Below are 15,020 nucleotides of genomic sequence, written 5' to 3' on the forward strand. Positions count from 1 at the left end.
TACGGCACCTTCAATCTTTAGATCATTTCCTCGCCACCCTTGCCGCCGAGAACGATTTCCCCGGCTTCGGCCATACGGCGCGCGATGGTGAGGATTTCTTTCTGGGCGGTTTCCACATCGCTGACGCGAACCGGACCTTTGGCCTCCAGATCGTCGCGCAGCAATTCGGCGGCACGCTTGGACATGTTTTTGAAAATCTTTTCCTTGATTGCCTCGTCCGAACCCTTGAGCGCAAGCACCAGCACGTCCGAGGACACTTCGCGCAGCAACGCCTGGATGCCCCGATCATCGACATCGGACAGGTTGTTGAATACGAACATGAGGTCTTCGATCTGCGTGGACAGATCTTCGTCCACTTCGCGGATCGAGTCCATGAGCTGGCCTTCCATGGAGCTGTCGAGGAAGTTCATGATGTCGGCCGCGCGCTTGATACCGCCAAGGTTGGTACGCGAAGTATTGGCGTTGCCCGAGAACTGCTTCTCGAGGATCTGGTTGAGCTCTTTCAGCGCTGCCGGTTGCACGGTGTTCAACGACGAGACGCGCAGGATGATGTCCAGGCGCACTTTGTGATCGAAATGACCGAGCACTTCACCGGCCTGGTCGGCATCCAGATAAGCCACCACGATCGCTTGAATCTGTGGGTGCTCGAAACGGATGACGTCAGCCACGGCGCGCGGCTCCATCCATTTCAGGCTGTCCAGGCCGCTGGTGTTGCCGCCCAGCAGAATGCGGTCGATCAGGCCATTGGCTTTGTCTTCGCCCAAGGCCTGAGTCAGCATCTTGCGGATGTAGGTGTCAGAGCCCACGCCGACGTTGGTCTGGTCGCCCACGACCTCGACGAACTCGCTCATCACCTGCTCAACCTGTTCGCGGTGCACGTTGCGCATCTGCGCCATCGCCACGCCAACCCGCTGAACCTCTTTAGGGCCCATGTGCCGCAGCACTTGGGCTGCGTCCGTTTCACCGAGGGTGAGCAGCAAAATCGCAGCCTTATCGACCCGGGACAGCTTGACCGCAGCCATACGATTCTCACTCATCAGCGTTGATCCACTCTTTTACGACCTGAGCCACACGGCCCGGGTCTTCTGCCACCAGACTTTTGATTGCGTTCAATTGCGCGTCATAACCCTCGCTCGGGCTAGGCAGCAGAATGCTTTGCGGGCCACCCAGACTCACGCGGTCGTTGGCCAGCTCGCCATCCAGGCCAACCATCCCGCCCAGCTCAACGTCTCGGCCGTCGGCCAGCTTGCTTTTCGGATTGGTGATGTTGTTGAGCACCGGACGCAGCACGCCGAACACCAGCACCAGAATGAAGAGCACGCCCATGGCTTGTTTGACGATGTCCCAGAACCACGGCTGCGAGTAGAACGCGATGTCCGGGATCACTTCGCCGCGCTCGGTGGAGAACGGCACGTTGATCACGCTGACACTGTCGCCACGGCTGGCATCGAAACCGACGGCGTCCTGCACCAGGCGGGTGAAGCGCGCCAGTTGATCGGTGGTCCATGGCACGGTAGTGGTTTCGCCGTTGGCCGGGTTGAGTTTGACCTGATCGTCCACCACCACGGCAACCGACAGACGATTGATCCGGCCCTGCTGCTGCTTGGTGTGGCTGATGGAGCGATCGAGCTCGAAGTTCTTGGTGGACTGCACGCGCTTGTCGGCCGGGTATGGCGCAAGCATCGGCTGACCGGTGGCCGGGTCCATGATCTGCTGGCCGTTGGCGTCCAGCAAAGGTTGGCCTGGAGCGATCGCGCCTGCGCCACCGGCAGCGGCTGTTGCGTTTTGCGGTGCGGTGGCCGGACCTGGCGGCTGGTTGCTCAGTGCGCCGGGTACGCCCGAAGAACCGCTGCTGCTGGTGCGTTGTTCGTTGACCGATTGCTCGCTGCGCAGTGCAGGCTGGTCAGGGTTGAAGCTTTCTGCGGTGGACTCCACCGCACTGAAATCCACGTCCGCCGAAACTTCGGCTTTATAGCGGTCGTTGCCGAGCACTGGCTGCAGGATGTTCTGCACGCGCTGAGTCAACATGCCTTCCATGCGGCGGGTGTAATCGAACTGCTTGCCGGCCATGCTCAGCTCAGAGTTCTCGCCCATGTCCGACAGCAGGGTGCCCTTCTGGTCGACGACGGTGATCTGCGATTTGCTCAGTTCAGGAACGCTGGTCGCCACCAGATTGACGATCGCCAGCACCTGGCTCGGCTCAAGGGTACGGCCGGCGTACAGCTCAACCAGAATCGAAGCGCTTGGCTTGCGTTCGTCACGTACGAACACCGAGCTTTTCGGAATCGCCAAATGAACGCGAGCGCCCTTGACGTTGTTCAAGCTGGAAATGGTGCGCGCCAGTTCGCCTTCCAGACCACGGCGATAACGCGTGGCTTCCATGAACTGGCTGGTACCCAGGCCTTGGTCCTTATCGAGGATTTCAAAACCGACGTTGCCGTCATTCTGCGCGATTCCGGCACCGGCCAGTTTGATGCGCGCTCGCGACAAATCATCGGCCTTAACCAGCAGTGCACCGGAGTTTGGCTCGACGGTGTACGGAATGTCGGCTTGGGCCAACGTGTCCATGATCTGCTTGGTGTCCATCCCCGACAGGCTGCCGTAAAGAGGCCGGTAATCGGGTTGTTGCGACCAAAGCACCACGGCAAAACCAATCGCCACGCTCGCAGCCAGACCGACCATGAGGCCGACCTGACGCAGCATGGTCATCTCGGAAAGATTTTGCAGGAAGGCCAACCCGAACACCGGAGGCTTGGTTCCTGTCGCGCCCGCTTTTGCAGGCACGTTATCGACGGCGGCTTCAGCCATGACTTAAATTGTCCTCAAACCGGCATTTGCATGATGTCTTGGTACGCCTGAACCAGCTTGTTGCGTACCTGTGTCAGCGCCTGGAACGAGACGCTGGCTTTTTGCGAGGAGATCATCACGTCGGTGAGATCCACGCCGCTCTTGCCCATCTCAAATGCGCTCGACAGTTGGTTTGAGGCTTGTTGGGTATCGTTGACCTTGTTCACGGCCATGCCCAGCATGTCGGCAAAGCTGCTTGTGCTCGCGCCGACTTCCGGCGCTTGCGCAACCTTGGGCATGGCCATCGCGTCCATCTGCATGGAACGCATGTCCAACATCAAGCGATTAAATTCGACACCTTGGCTCATGGACATCTCTCTCAAAGGACCCGCAAATTTTTGACACTGATTCAGCGGTTATCCATGTCATAGCAACAAGGGTGCCAGCCCAGTAGTGGCACATCGACACATCTACAGGAAAGTATTGGGAACGGTACAAAAGCGGATGTTTGAAGGTTGACGCAAACCCCGTGGGAGCGGACCTGTCCGCGAAGGGGTCGGTACATCCAGCGCACCTTCAGCGGCTGAACATCAGTCTTCGCGGACGGGTCCGCTCCCACGTTAAATAGATGACGCGGCGCAAGTGGGAGTTGACGCAAACCCCGTGGGAGCGGACCTGTCCGCGAAGGGGTCGGTACATCCAGCGCACCTTCAGCGGCTGAACATCAGTCTTCGCGGACGGGTCCGCTCTCACGTCAGATAGCCGAAGAGAGGTCTGAGCGGCGGGAGATTAACTGGCGAACAAATACCCTTCGACATCCATCCCCGCATCACGCATCTGCGCCAGCTTGTAGCGCAATGTACGCGGGCTGATACCCAGCCGTTCGGCGGCTTCTTTGCGGCGGCCGCGCTCGGCACGCAGCGTATCGATGATCATCTGGAACTCGCGCCGGCGCAGGTCTTCACCCAGCGCGCCCGCCTCCCCGGCTCCCGCTTCCAGTGGCGCCGTATCGCTGGCGCTGAAGGCTGATGACGTCAACGGTTGAGGCGCCACTGCATTGACCACCGGCGCGAAGGTAATCGGGCCAGCCAGGCAAAAATCCTCGGCCTGAATCACGCCGCCCTGCTGCAGGATCAACGCACGCTGAATGGCGTTGTCCAGCTCACGCACATTGCCCGGCCAGGCATAACCCACAAGACACGCCTGCGCCTGAGCCGAAAAACGAACCGGCGCGTGCTTCATTTTATTGACGTGCCTGGCCATCAAGCGCTCGGCCAACGGCAGAATGTCGGCGGGACGCTGACGCAGGGACTGCCACGCCAGCGGAAACACCGAGAGCCGATAAAACAAATCTTCACGAAAGCGCCCCGCTGCCACCTCGCCCGCCAGATCGCGATTGGTGGTTGCCAGCACGCGTATATCCAGAGCGATAGGTTTACGCGCCCCGACCCGCTCCACTTCACGCTCCTGCAACACCCGCAGCAGCTTGGCCTGCAAGCCCATGGGCATTTCGGAAATCTCATCGAGCAAAATAGTGCCGCCGTCCGCCTGCTCGAACTTGCCCGCCTGCGCCGCGATGGCGCCGGTGAACGAGCCCTTTTCATGGCCGAACAAGGTGGCTTCGAGCATGTTGTCCGGAATCGCCGCGCAATTGATCGCGATGAACGGCTTGTCGGCACGGGGAGACTGCTGATGGATGAACCGCGCCAGCACTTCTTTGCCGGTGCCCGACTCGCCGGAAATCAACACCGTGGAATCACTCTTGGCCACGCGGCTCGCCAGGCTCAGCAACTGAACGCTGGCAGGCTCGACCGCAATCGGTCCTTCGCCATCTGCCGGGCCCAGTCGGCCCAGCGCGTGACGCGCCACCAGCGCCAGCAACGCCTTGGGCTCAAACGGTTTGACCAGATAATCCGCCGCGCCCTGGCGCATCGCATCCACGGCTCGCTCGACGGCGCCGTGAGCGGTCATCAGCAGCACCGGCAATTGCGGGTATCGACTGCGTAACTGACTCAATAATTGGTGCCCGTCCATGCCTGGCATGTTGACGTCGCTGACCACCAGACTGAAGGAGTGCTTTCTCGCCGCGATCAGTGCGTCTTCGGCCGAGCCGACGGCCTGGTATTCATACCCGGCCAACAGCAGGGTTTCACCGAGCGCTTCACGCAGGGATGGGTCATCCTCGACCAGCAGCACCTTGAGCGTCATGACGAAAAACTCGCAGCTCGCGTCGCAGGAATCAGCGGTAGCGATACCACAGCGCAGGTGCCACGACCTGGCCGCGACAGGTATTTCACCTGCCCCTGATGCGCGCGCGTCACCGCCATCACTACCGCCAGCCCCAGACCGGTGCCGGTGGTTTTGGTGGTGAAGAACGGCTCGCCGATGCGCGCCAGCGCTTGAGCGTCAATGCCGCTGCCGTTATCACTGATGCACAGGCGCAGGGTGTCGCCACGGCTGTAGGCATGCACCTTGATGCGAGAGTTTGTCGGGCTGGCCTGTACGGCGTTTTCGATCAAATTGAGCATCGCGCCCACCAGCGTGTCGCGGTTGCACAGCAATTCGCCATCGGCGGGGTCACATTGCCAGCGCACGGTCACGTCCTGCACGTGGGTCTGCGCGGCCGTTTCCAGTGCTTCAAACAGAGCGGCAGGCGTCACGCGGTCGTTCAGCGGCAATTCACCACGGGCGAATACCAGCATGTCGCGCACCTGATGCTCCAGCTCGTGCAGACGCTCTTTCAAGCGTCCGGCAAAGCGCTGCTGGGTTTCAGCGGGAAGCACTTGTTCAGCCAGATGACTGGCGTAAATCATCGCGGCAGACAACGGCGTGCGGATCTGATGGGCCAACGAGGCCACCATGCGGCCCAGCGAAGACAGACGCTCGTGGCGTGCCAATTGACCCTGTAACTGGCGGGTTTCGGTCAAATCATTGAGCAGCAGCAACTGACCGGGCTCGGCACCCAGCGAGCGCGTCGAGATGGACAAGCGACGGCCATCCTTGAGCGACACTTCGTGGCCGTCGTCTTCACGAGGAGCGAAACAGCGAGTAATCACCTGCCGCCAAAGCATGCCAATCAGCGGCTGGCCCAGCAGATCGAACGCCGCCGGGTTGGCTTCGCGGACCATCCCCGTGCCGTCGATCACGATCACGCCACCGGGCAATACCTCAAGCAGGTGCTGCAGACGATTGGCCAGGCGCTCTTTTTCCGCCAGTTCCTGCATGCGCTGGGCACTGACCACCGCGAGCTCGCCTTTGAGCTCGGTGACCCGCGCTTCAAGCAAACTGTAGGAATCGTTGAGCTGGGTCGACATTTGGTTGAACAGCGAAAACGCTTGTTCAAGGCCCTGGCGACTCTCCAGCTCAAGGGACGGCTGCACTGCTAAACCAATTTCCGAGCCGGGGGTGGAAGCGGGCTGGGAAGACTTCTGGGCGGCCTGAGGCATAAATCATCTCTCGCGTGACGGACCGTCAGTGAAACGGTAGGTTGCAAGAGACATAGCAATCCTCGTGCCGAAAAAAAACCCCTGAAAATTCAGAGGCTTATTTTTGACGCGTCAAACTGATGTCAGTCGTCGAGCTGATCCTCGCCTTCGCGGCGACTCATCCCGTACTTGCGCATCTTCTCAACCAGCGTGGTGCGGCGAATGCGCAGACGTTCAGCGGCCCGGGCCACGATGCCATTGGCGTCATCGAGCGCCTGCTGAATCAAGCCCTGTTCAAGACCACCCAGGTAGTCTTTGAGGTCCAGGCCTTCAGGCGGCAGCATGGCGGTGGAGGCGAAGTTCGGCGTGTGGCCGTTGATCGCCACGCGCTCTTCAAGATCGGTGCGCAGGCTGTCGACCAGTTGCTCGTCTTCGTCATCAACGTAACGAAACTTCTTCGGCAGCTCAATCACGCCGATCACGCCATACGGGTGCATGATCGCCATGCGCTCGACGAGATTTGCCAGCTCGCGCACGTTGCCAGGCCAGGCGTGGCGGCACAGGGACATGATCGACGCCGAGTTAAAACGGATCGAGCCGCGCTTTTCGTGTTCCATCCGTGAGATGAGTTCGTTCATCAGCAACGGGATGTCCTCGACGCGCTCACGCAGCGGCGCCATTTCGATCGGGAACACGTTGAGGCGGTAATAAAGGTCTTCACGGAAGGTGCCCGTGACGATCATCTCTTCGAGATTCTTGTGGGTCGCGGCGATGATGCGAACGTCAACGCTTTGGGTCTTGTTGCTACCCACGCGTTCAAACGTGCGCTCCTGCAACACGCGCAACAGCTTGACCTGCATCGGCAGCGGCATGTCACCGATTTCATCAAGGAACAACGTACCGCCGTTGGCCAGCTCGAAGCGGCCGGCACGGCTGGTGATTGCGCCAGTGAACGCGCCCTTCTCGTGTCCGAACAACTCGCTTTCGAGGAGCTCGGCCGGGATGGCGCCGCAGTTGACCGGCACAAATGGCCCGTCGCGACGCTTAGAGTGGTAATGCAGATTACGCGCGACCACTTCCTTGCCTGTGCCCGACTCGCCGAGGATCAACACACTGGCGTCGGTGTCGGCCACTTGCTGCATCATCTGGCGAACGTGCTGGATGGCGCGGCTGGTGCCTACGAGGCTGCGGAAAAGATTGGGTTCACGCTGGCGACCCCGCTCGCGGGCCTGATCGTACATTTCACGATAGACCTGAGCGCGGTGCAGCGAATCAAGGAGTTTGCTGTAGCTGGGCGGCATCTCGACGGTAGACAGCACACGTCGGCGCAGGTCGTCGGACAGCTCGGCGGACGAGTGTTCGCCCATGAGCAACACCGGAAGAAACTCGTCCCAGGCGGCGATGGTCTTGAGCAAGCCCTGCAGACTTCCAGGCCCGGCGACCGTGCCGACCATGACGCAGAGGACTTCCCGAGTCGATGTCAGGGAGCCGACCACCTGTTGCCAGTCAGTGCTGGAGCAGGACAGGTTCTCATCACCGAGAAAGTTCAGAATGACCGCCATGTCACGGCGGCGCTGGCTATCGTCATCGATTAGCAGAATTTTGATTTCACGCCACATGCAATAGCAACTTCCCTAGTCAACTCGATGCCCATCACGCGGGCAAGCTTGGCATTCTATGGCCAGATGGCTCTACAGAAACCCAGAAATTAGTGAACATCACTAGTTAAGTCAAAAAACCGTACACAGTCAAATTTATGGCGCACAATCTTTTTCGTTCAACCCAGCGTCAACCGAACAGATGGTAAACCTTTGCAGCGTTTTTCGCTCGCTGCATCTGAGACATTTCATCGGCAATTGCTTGACGCTCTCCTGTCGCAATATCTATCAATTGCTTGTACACGCCAAGAAGTTCTTCCAGATTGCTGCGCAGCGCGGGTCGGTGCTCTACGGGCTCGCTGATGACCTCATCGACACAGGCGCGGCAGGCCAGATCAAGCTTGCCAATCGCCTCCCAATCTCGTTCAGCCAAGGCATTGCTTAACGCTTCACGGGTTTGTTCGATTCGCTGGAGTGCGGCAGTCATGGTGTTCTCCTGGTGACGCAGGTTGGCATTACGGCGCGATTGCGTCCCAGCCTTCTTTGACGGTGAGGAGCAGGCCGCTGACCTCATCGAGAATGACCGGGTCGGATTTGATATTGGCTTGCGCCAGACGTTGGCTCATGTACAGATAAAGATTGTCGACCGAGGCCAGGGCCTTGGCTTGTTTTTCCATATCCAGGCCTTCACGCAGACCACCGATGATCTCAATCGCCTTGCCGATCAGCATGCCCTTGGCGGGGATGTCCTTGCGGTCGATTGCACCTTTGGCCTGAGCGATCCGGGCAAGGCCGGTTTCCATCAACATCTGCACCAGCCGATGAGGCGTGGCCTCGGATGTCTGGGCGTGGGAATTGACCTTCTGATACTGCCGAAGGGCTGCCATCCGGTTCATGTTCTTTCCTCACACAACTTAAAATTCGTATAACTTTGTTATCGACGCCGTACCGACAAACTTTAGTCCACATGCCAAAAACCCGGCAGCGGCCGGGTCTTTGGTTTCACAGCCAAAAATCAGCTGGATTGCTGCGCATTGAGCGTATCGAAGAACGACGTAATACTACTCGCCGAAGCCTTCAATTGCCCAACCAACAAGTCCATCGCGTTGTACTTGGCGGTTAACGTAGCGGTCAGGGTGGTCGTCCGCAAATCCAGGGCTGTCTTCTGATTTTGCAGATCATTGCTCTGCTTGTTCAGACTCGTTGTCCGCGTATCCAGAATGCCGCCGGTCTCAGTGTACGGAGTAAGTGCTGCAGTCATACGCGACAGCAGACCGTTGGTGCTGTCGGTGCCGCTGAACAGCTGCTGCACCTCGCCCCCCAGATTGCCAGTGCTCATGGCCTTGTCAAACTTGGTCGAATCCAGCGTCAACGTACCGTCCGTCTGCCCGGTAGTAATGCCCAACTGCGACAGCACCGACAGCTCTGTGCCTGGCCCCGAAGTCACCAGTTCTTTGCGCATCGCAGACAGAATCGAGCGCGGCATCGAGTCGCCGGTCAATGCCGCAGGCGTAACGGTTGCACCTGTCGTAGGGTCCGGCGTCTCACTGACGGTGGCTTTGGTTACCGTCGCAATGGCCTTGACTACCGCATTGTAGGAATCGACGAAAGCTTGCAGTGAGGTCTTCAAGCCATCTTTATTCGTCGCAACGGTGATCGTCGACGTGGAATTATCGGCCAACAACGTCATGGAGACGCCGCCCAGTGCTCCCTTTACCGAATTGGTCGGGCTTGTGATCTGCATACCATCAATGCTGAACACGGCGTCCTTCGGAATCGCGCCCAGATAACCAGAGCTCGTCGAATCAGTGGTATCGAGCTTGCCGCCACCGATCGTCAGCCCGGTGATACCGCTGGCAGTGATTTCAGTGCCTGCACCCGTGGCCGTAGAGCCCAACACCAAGCGTGAGCCGTTGCTGTCAGTAATGATGTTGGCACTGATATTGGTGGTCGTGCTTTGCGCGTTGATCTGCTTGGCAAGTGACTGAAGGGTGGAACCTTCGGGGACAACGAACTTGGTCGTAATATCATTTTGAGTGATGGAAAAGTCACCACTCAGAATGGCACTAGTGGCACCGTCCTTGAACGCTGCGGAAGCAACCTTCGAGCTGGTGGCGATGTTTGTCACCGCAATGTTGTAGGTGCCCGGCACCGCCGAGTTGTCGGAAGTGACGGTCATGGCATCAGGTTTAGAAGACGTCGCCGCATACCCTGCAAACGCAGGAGAGGTTGTATCTCCAAGCTTTTTCATTGAAGCCTGGAAGGCATCCATCGCGCTTTGCAGCGTGCCGATGCCCGATAGCCTGGTCGTAACAAGTTTGGTCTGCGTGCTGATCTGGGTCGTCTTAGCCAAGGTGTCTGCGGTCACAAGGGCACTTACGATGTCGCCAATCGCGAGACCGGAACCCAGACCGGTTGAGGGAGTAATTGGACTAGCCATCTGAATCTCCTTTCAGTAGTGTCAATCTTTTGACTACATCAGTGCTCAAAAGAGCGGCGTACATAATTCATGCCATTAAACTTTTGCGTTGAACAACAGACTGTGTGCGTTATGCAGACTGTCTGCAATTTTCAGGGCTTCGGCCGAAGGTAACTGCCGAACTACTTCACCCGTTTCACTGGCGATGACCTTGACCACAACTTTGCCGGAAGCTTCGTCGATCGAAAACTCCAGGTTGCGCCGCGCTGACTGTACAAACTTCTGGATTTCCTGGACCGCGGTTTTCAAGGCGTCCGAGTTTTCGGATTCCGAGTTTTTACCTGCGTTGGCATTCGAGTCCGCCGACTTAGGTTCGGTGGGTGCTCGAACGACGGGAGGCACCGCAGCCAGGGTATCAACGCCAGCAGAAGCAGGTTGCACCACAGGGTAAGACAAGCTCAGCTTTACGCTCATATCCATGTCTGTTGACCTCTACAAAGTAAAAAAGCGGAGGAGCATGCCAAGCACGCGCCCCCGCCAAAACCTTTATCCGTTATTACTGAAGCAGTTTCAGTACAGAGGATGGCAGTTGGTTGGCCTGTGCCAGAACAGCGGTGGAAGCTTGTTGCAGAGTTTGCTGCTTGGTCAGGTTAGCGGTCTCAGCTGCGAAGTCGGTGTCTTGAATACGACCCAGTGCAGCGGTGGCGTTTTCGTTGACGTTTTGCAGGTTGGAGATAGTACTGGTCAGACGGTTTTGCGAAGCACCCAGGTTTGCACGGGTGCTGTTGATAGCTGCGAGAGCAGCGTCAATTGCAGTGATTGCGTTGTCGATGTTGCCCGAAGCGGTAGCGCTTGTGCCTGAGATAGCAACCGAGCCGCTGGCGACCGACAGAGAAGCTGCGTCAAATTTGCTGCTCAGTACCAGATTGATACGGTTAGCTGAACCAGTGTCCGAACCTACTTGCAGTTGCATGGTTCCGGCCGAACCGTCCAGCAGATTTTTGCCGTTCAGGTTGGTCGACGCCGAGATACGGGTAAGTTCGTCGGACATCTGAGCGAATTCAGCGTTCAGAGCCACACGGTCAGCAGAACCGTTAGTGTCGTTTCGCGACTGAACAGCCAGTTCACGCATACGTTGCAGAATGTTGGTAGATTCTTGCAGAGCGCCTTCAGCAGTCTGAGCCATCGAGATACCATCGTTGGCGTTCTTGATTGCTACTGTTTGACCACGGATTTGAGCGGTTTCGCGAGTTGCGATCTGCAGACCAGCGGCGTCATCTTTAGCGCTGTTGATTTTCAGGCCGGAAGACAGGCGCTGCATCGAAGTTGCCAGAGCGTCGCTAGCTTTGCCCAGGTTCTTCTGAACAGACAGGGAAGCAACGTTGGTGTTTACGCCTAAAGACATGATGAATTCCTCAATGATTTGGGTACTGCGGCTTTCCGGCCCTGGCAACTGCCGGGTTGGCCTAGAGAACCTTCGTAATAGTTATCGTCGTATCTGCAAGGAGCTTGAGGGCAATTTCAAATTTATTTGCCACCAGAGCGCCACCCCTGCTTTTGACGGGGGATACCTATGGTTTCGGCGCAATCCCTTCAAGCTTTAATCACGACGCTAACCCCCTGTCGAACAAAGAGTTTTAAACCAGACACCCCGGTGAGGATGTCTGGGATTCATCATGCAGCGAAGAAACGGATGAAGTTGTTAAAGAGCGATGAAGCGTTATTGCAACAGCTTGAGCACCGCCGCCGGCAACTGATTGGCCTGCGCCAGGACAGCAGTTGAGGCCTGTTGCAGGGTTTGCTGCTTGGTCAGCTCGGCGGTTTCGGCGGCGAAGTCGACGTCTTCTATCTGCCCACGGGAGGCGGTGGCGTTTTTTGTCATGTTTTGCAGGTTTTCCATAGCACTCATCATCCGGTTCTGATTGGCACCCAGGTCTGCACGCGCACTGTTGATTTCACCAATCGCATTATCAAGAATCCTGACGGTGTACTCGATGTTCTCGATTCGGGCGGCCCTGTTTAGCGTTGAATCTGACTTTTCGGCGTCGGAAAGAATCTTTCTCTCGTCGGTCAACTTTTTCCTCGCATCTGCCAGTGTTTGCTCATCAGCGGCAGTCGGCGGGGCGGAAAGATTTGCATACGCTGCTTCAGCTGCTGCGAGACCGGTCGTGGCTGTTTCCACGTTATCTTTCATGGGTTGCGTCACAGTATTGACAGTGTTTCTAAATCCAGATCCGTCAATAGATAAGGGAGTGTAGTCACCCTTTGTCACTTGCTTCTGCCCCGACGTTGTAAGATCCCCAGCGACTAGTGGCCGATCCTCTGTTGCAGCGAGAAGCGTGCTCGATGAGAAATCCTTACCGAGCGTCAGGCTTATTTTTTCGGTCACCCCTACGTTCGCGCCGATTTGAAAGCTCATTTCTCCCGCACTACCATCCAAAAGATTAAGTTCTGCACCAAAGGTCGTTCCTTTAGCGAGACGTGTAACTTCGGCATTGAGCTTTTGAAATTCTGCATTAAGTGCGTTACGTTCGTTAGGCCCCTTATCGGCGTTAGCTGCCTGCATAGCAAGATCACGCATCCGCTGTAAATTATTCAAAGACTGATCCAGTGCGCCTTCCGCCGTTTGAATAATCGAAATTGCAGCGCCTGCATTCCGAGTTGCGACGGTCAGCCCGCGAATCTGAGTAGTGAGGCGTGTTGCCAGCTGCATTCCCGCAGCATCGTCCTTGGCAGTATTGATTCGAAGCCCTGATGACAAGCGCGTCATGGATGTGCTCAGCGAATCGGAAGATCTGTTCAAATTCCGCTGAACAGACAACGAAGCAATATTGGTATTAACGGTTAAAGCCATTTTAAGATCCCTCGTATTGGAAACGGCTGGTTTTCCGAAACAGGTGACATCCATGTCGCCCAGAAAACCTACAACTTCGTTATCGACGAATCACAAACCGGCTTTAACCGTACTCAACACTTCAAAGCTGCGCCATCACGACAGATGTCGGATAAAAAATCGCGTAACTTCTCGCCATTGTTGCAGTTGCATAATTGTTAAATAATTTCAATAAAAAAAGCCCAGGCAATATTCGCCTGAGCCGTTATTTAAAGCTGGTAACCGCGCACTGTAGGAAGTTTCTTTTATTAGTGCGTCACTGGCTAAATACTAATGTTCCAACACCCTCACAAACTCAACCTCCAGCCAATCCGCCAATCCAATCCAGTCCTGCCGTTCCTGACAGTCCAGGATTGCGCCGAGCACTTGGCTGCAGGCATGTTGCTCGGCGGTTGGGCGCGTGGCGAAGAGCGGCATGGCTGTATCGATCAGTTCGACCATAACGAGACCGGCTTCGATGTCGCGGCCCAGTCGGAAAAGGTCGGCGCAGCGGCGGGCCTCGGTGATGATGCTGGTAGAGGCAATCATGGCGCAGTCCAGTCCGGGTCGAAGGTGGTGCCGACAATCAGTGCGCCGTCGCGGCTCGTGTTGAAGAAACTAACCTCGGGATGCCGGGCGATGTAGCGCTCAAGCGCGATCAGGTAACCGCGAAAGTTGAGTTGGGTTTTCACCTTGTTGCCCCGCCCGTCCATGACCCAATGCCGAGAGATGTTCGCTGCCGGCCCCAAGTCGCCGTCTTTCCAGCCCGTGTGAGTTTTATCGCCAGGGAAGGCAAAGTCGGCGCCGAACAGGGTGATGCGGGCAGCGCCCATCTGCACCGCCAGATCGATCGCCGGATGAATCACACTGCCGCCAGCAAACAAGACTCCCCGGGGTGTTTGCTGGCGAATCTGCTCATACATCGGGCTGTTCGAGTAACCGACATACCGAGGACCCTGCCAGGCACTGAGGACTTTTTCATCCAGTCGGGGTAGGTACACCAGCGTGATGTGTGCAGTGTTCTCGGGCACCAGGTGTCGGGCGGTGATGTGATGATCGATGCTGACCACAAAATCAGGGTCGATGCCGTGTTGGCGCAGGGGAACGAGCGCAGTGTCGACACAGATCAAGAGTGGTCGCTCAGGTGCATCCCGGGTCGCGCGCAACCGTGGCAGGTGTTGCTGCAGGCTGGGTCCGGTGGCGATGATGAACACCTCCCGGCCGACCTGAGTGCCGAACAGTGCGCGCACGTCAGTGTCGCTTTGCAGTAGCGCAAGTCCCTGCTGAAGATGCCGCTGGTTATCCTCGGCCTGGGGATCGAACCCCAGATTGCTGAAACCAAGATGCACTTCGCTGACCAACCGATCCCTGATTCGCGCACTGGAGTCGTCGGCCAGCACCAGCTCGGCAGGTAATGCGAAAAACGGCAGTCTGATTTCAGCCTCGTCGCCGGCATACCCAAGCGTGACCCTTGGGTCGGAGAGCCAGTCTTCCTGCTCAAGCAAATTGAGGACGATAGCGAACAAGGCGCCGTTGAGAATATGAACATGCAGCCGCTGAAGGGACGTTGAAGCCAACAGCACCCGGGGCAAGTCGCCCAGGCCGGTACCGTAGACATGCACTTGCGCGGCGTTGGCAGGCAGGCTGTCTGCCTGAAGCTGTGCTTCCTTGAGCCGGTCATGGCGACTGGTCAGCTGGATGCCGGACACGCTCAGGGTTGGCGTGCGACCTTCCACCAGCTCAACGGCAACTGACTCGACGTCCTCGCCGAGCAGGCGCTGCAGCACTTGGGGCCAGCGTTTTTCAAGGACAGCGCAGTTGCGCTCAAAGATTTCGCTCATCACCGCTATCCATGGAGTGTGATCGGCACCAAAAGCAAAACGGCGACCTGATGATCAGGTCGCCGTTCAGGGTCGCTC

Annotated in this window: 14 protein-coding genes; all 14 read right to left on the reverse strand. The window is 57.5% G+C overall.

All coding sequences use genetic code 11. From position 1 onward, the window contains the following. Positions 1-17 precede the first annotated feature (17 nt). The 14 genes from fliG to ACWKWM_RS10490 all read right to left on the reverse strand — a co-directional run bounded on the left by fliG (position 18) and on the right by ACWKWM_RS10490 (position 14,942). Positions 18-1,037 (reverse strand): flagellar motor switch protein FliG, encoded by a 1,020-nt coding sequence (fliG, locus tag ACWKWM_RS10425; RefSeq protein ID WP_483837432.1) that lies wholly within the window; start codon positions 1,035-1,037, stop codon positions 18-20. Beyond that, positions 1,030-2,808, reverse strand: coding sequence for a flagellar basal-body MS-ring/collar protein FliF (fliF, locus tag ACWKWM_RS10430; RefSeq protein WP_483846078.1), 1,779 nt, complete (start codon positions 2,806-2,808; stop codon positions 1,030-1,032). Before fliF ends, fliG begins: the two co-directional genes overlap by 8 nt. A 14-nt stretch (positions 2,809-2,822) precedes the next feature. Then, positions 2,823-3,155, reverse strand: a complete 333-nt coding sequence (gene fliE / locus ACWKWM_RS10435) for a flagellar hook-basal body complex protein FliE (RefSeq protein WP_483846079.1) — start codon at positions 3,153-3,155, stop codon at positions 2,823-2,825. A 421-nt stretch (positions 3,156-3,576) separates the two neighbouring features. Next, positions 3,577-4,995, reverse strand: coding sequence for a sigma-54-dependent transcriptional regulator (locus tag ACWKWM_RS10440; RefSeq protein WP_483846080.1), 1,419 nt, complete (start codon positions 4,993-4,995; stop codon positions 3,577-3,579). Next, complete coding sequence (locus ACWKWM_RS10445) at positions 4,992-6,101, reverse strand: sensor histidine kinase (RefSeq protein WP_483846267.1); 1,110 nt, start codon at positions 6,099-6,101, stop codon at positions 4,992-4,994. Before ACWKWM_RS10445 ends, ACWKWM_RS10440 begins: the two co-directional genes overlap by 4 nt. A 254-nt stretch (positions 6,102-6,355) precedes the next feature. Next, on the reverse strand, positions 6,356-7,831 hold the full coding sequence (locus ACWKWM_RS10450) for a sigma-54 dependent transcriptional regulator (RefSeq protein ID WP_483846081.1): 1,476 nt from the start codon (positions 7,829-7,831) through the stop codon (positions 6,356-6,358). Between the two features lie 169 nt (positions 7,832-8,000). Then, positions 8,001-8,297, reverse strand: a complete 297-nt coding sequence (gene fliT, locus ACWKWM_RS10455; protein ID WP_483846082.1) for a flagellar protein FliT — start codon at positions 8,295-8,297, stop codon at positions 8,001-8,003. A 28-nt stretch (positions 8,298-8,325) separates the two neighbouring features. Continuing rightward, complete coding sequence (gene fliS, locus ACWKWM_RS10460) at positions 8,326-8,706, reverse strand: flagellar export chaperone FliS (RefSeq protein ID WP_483846083.1); 381 nt, start codon at positions 8,704-8,706, stop codon at positions 8,326-8,328. A 119-nt stretch (positions 8,707-8,825) separates the two neighbouring features. Further along, the gene (fliD, locus tag ACWKWM_RS10465; protein ID WP_483846084.1) at positions 8,826-10,250 is read right to left on the reverse strand and encodes a flagellar filament capping protein FliD; all 1,425 of its coding nucleotides are present in this window, start codon (positions 10,248-10,250) and stop codon (positions 8,826-8,828) included. A gap of 75 nt (positions 10,251-10,325) precedes the next feature. Continuing rightward, positions 10,326-10,709, reverse strand: a complete 384-nt coding sequence (locus ACWKWM_RS10470) for a flagellar protein FlaG (protein WP_483846085.1) — start codon at positions 10,707-10,709, stop codon at positions 10,326-10,328. 76 nt (positions 10,710-10,785) lie between these two features. Next, complete coding sequence (locus tag ACWKWM_RS10475) at positions 10,786-11,634, reverse strand: flagellin domain-containing protein (RefSeq protein ID WP_483846086.1); 849 nt, start codon at positions 11,632-11,634, stop codon at positions 10,786-10,788. A gap of 315 nt (positions 11,635-11,949) precedes the next feature. Then, positions 11,950-13,083 (reverse strand): flagellin N-terminal helical domain-containing protein, encoded by a 1,134-nt coding sequence (locus tag ACWKWM_RS10480; RefSeq protein ID WP_483846087.1) that lies wholly within the window; start codon positions 13,081-13,083, stop codon positions 11,950-11,952. Positions 13,084-13,392: 309 nt separating this feature from the next. Next, positions 13,393-13,650 carry a hypothetical protein gene (locus ACWKWM_RS10485; protein ID WP_483846088.1) on the reverse strand — a complete coding sequence of 86 codons (258 nt, stop codon included), beginning with the start codon at positions 13,648-13,650 and terminating at the stop codon, positions 13,393-13,395. Then, complete coding sequence (locus ACWKWM_RS10490; RefSeq protein ID WP_483846089.1) at positions 13,647-14,942, reverse strand: motility associated factor glycosyltransferase family protein; 1,296 nt, start codon at positions 14,940-14,942, stop codon at positions 13,647-13,649. Before ACWKWM_RS10490 ends, ACWKWM_RS10485 begins: the two co-directional genes overlap by 4 nt. Positions 14,943-15,020: the final 78 nt, after the last annotated feature.

The organism is Pseudomonas rosaeacicularis (assembly GCF_057128745.1).

Excerpts from the sequence above, each read along its gene's own strand:
- fliG (WP_483837432.1), bottom strand. The coding sequence starts at position 1,037 with ATGAGTGAGAATCGTATGGCTGCGGTCAAGCTGTCCCGGGTCGATAAG.
- fliF (WP_483846078.1), bottom strand. The coding sequence starts at position 2,808 with ATGGCTGAAGCCGCCGTCGATAACGTGCCTGCAAAAGCGGGCGCGACA.
- fliE (WP_483846079.1), bottom strand. The coding sequence starts at position 3,155 with ATGAGCCAAGGTGTCGAATTTAATCGCTTGATGTTGGACATGCGTTCC.
- ACWKWM_RS10440 (WP_483846080.1), bottom strand. The coding sequence starts at position 4,995 with ATGACGCTCAAGGTGCTGCTGGTCGAGGATGACCCATCCCTGCGTGAA.
- ACWKWM_RS10445 (WP_483846267.1), bottom strand. The coding sequence starts at position 6,101 with ATGTCGACCCAGCTCAACGATTCCTACAGTTTGCTTGAAGCGCGGGTC.
- ACWKWM_RS10450 (WP_483846081.1), bottom strand. The coding sequence starts at position 7,831 with ATGTGGCGTGAAATCAAAATTCTGCTAATCGATGACGATAGCCAGCGC.
- fliT (WP_483846082.1), bottom strand. The coding sequence starts at position 8,297 with ATGACTGCCGCACTCCAGCGAATCGAACAAACCCGTGAAGCGTTAAGC.
- fliS (WP_483846083.1), bottom strand. The coding sequence starts at position 8,706 with ATGAACCGGATGGCAGCCCTTCGGCAGTATCAGAAGGTCAATTCCCAC.
- fliD (WP_483846084.1), bottom strand. The coding sequence starts at position 10,250 with ATGGCTAGTCCAATTACTCCCTCAACCGGTCTGGGTTCCGGTCTCGCG.
- ACWKWM_RS10470 (WP_483846085.1), bottom strand. The coding sequence starts at position 10,709 with ATGGATATGAGCGTAAAGCTGAGCTTGTCTTACCCTGTGGTGCAACCT.
- ACWKWM_RS10475 (WP_483846086.1), bottom strand. The coding sequence starts at position 11,634 with ATGTCTTTAGGCGTAAACACCAACGTTGCTTCCCTGTCTGTTCAGAAG.
- ACWKWM_RS10480 (WP_483846087.1), bottom strand. The coding sequence starts at position 13,083 with ATGGCTTTAACCGTTAATACCAATATTGCTTCGTTGTCTGTTCAGCGG.
- ACWKWM_RS10485 (WP_483846088.1), bottom strand. The coding sequence starts at position 13,650 with ATGATTGCCTCTACCAGCATCATCACCGAGGCCCGCCGCTGCGCCGAC.
- ACWKWM_RS10490 (WP_483846089.1), bottom strand. The coding sequence starts at position 14,942 with ATGAGCGAAATCTTTGAGCGCAACTGCGCTGTCCTTGAAAAACGCTGG.